We start from the raw sequence: 883 nt of genomic DNA, 5'->3' as shown, positions 1-883 counted from the left end.
CCAACCTGTCCGGCCTGCACACCCCCGTCCAGCAGCACCACGACGAAACCCTCGACCGGATCGGCAGCCAGTTCGCGGTGATGCTGCGGGCACTGATGCAGGAGGTGATGAACCGAGCCACGGCCGGCATCACCGCCCGCCGCGCCGCCATCGAGGCCATGCAGATGCGGGAGGAGAAGGCCCGCCGCGAGCACGCCGCCCAGGTCGCCGCCGAGCGCAAGGCGGCCGAGAAAGGTCTGGAAGCGCTGCGCCGGAAGGGTTGGGATCGGCTCTCGCGCAACGAAATCGCCGCCGCGCTACGTGAGGCGGTGACCTGGTCGGAAGACTCCGAGGCTGCCCGCCGCGCGTCGGTGGAACTGGCCGGGCACATCCGGCAGCGCTGGGGTGTGCACGTCGACCTCGACGGCGGGCACGTCACCATCGATGCCGAGGTAACCCCGCAGCTGGCGGCGAAGATGGCCGCCGTCGAGCAGGAACGCGCCACCCAAGACCGTCTGGCCACCGCCCAAGACCGCATGGTCGCGATGATCGCCGCCGAGGACATCGACGAGTCGGCCAAGGCGGAGCTGTACGCCCAGATCGAACAGTGGCGCACCAATCCCACCCCGGACCGTCTCACGGCGCTGACGAAGAAGATGAAAGCCGCCGGTCTCGGTGACGAGGTGCGCGCGCGGGCCCGGTTCGTGGCCATCTACCTCGGTGAGGCCTCCGCCCAGCCGATGAGTGTGAACGACACCGACTGGGTGCCCGTCACCCCGGCGGCAGCCGAGGAGTTGCGCCGAATCGGCAAGCCGGTGGTCGATCTGGGGGAAGAGGCCAAATACCGGGTCGACACCTTGCTGCTGGACTATCAGGCCCGCCTCAAGAGCGGTCTGGACACCGT

General features: G+C 69.2%; 1 pseudogene. It reads left to right on the top strand.

The annotated features are described in order from the left end of the window. A pseudogene (locus tag A5780_RS40870) lies at nucleotides 1–883 on the top strand (hypothetical protein); the annotation flags it as partial.

Origin of the sequence: Nocardia sp. 852002-20019_SCH5090214, assembly GCF_001665865.1 — a bacterium.
GTDB lineage: Bacteria > Actinomycetota > Actinomycetes > Mycobacteriales > Mycobacteriaceae > Nocardia > Nocardia nova.
This window is presented reverse-complemented; position numbering and strand designations above follow the sequence as displayed.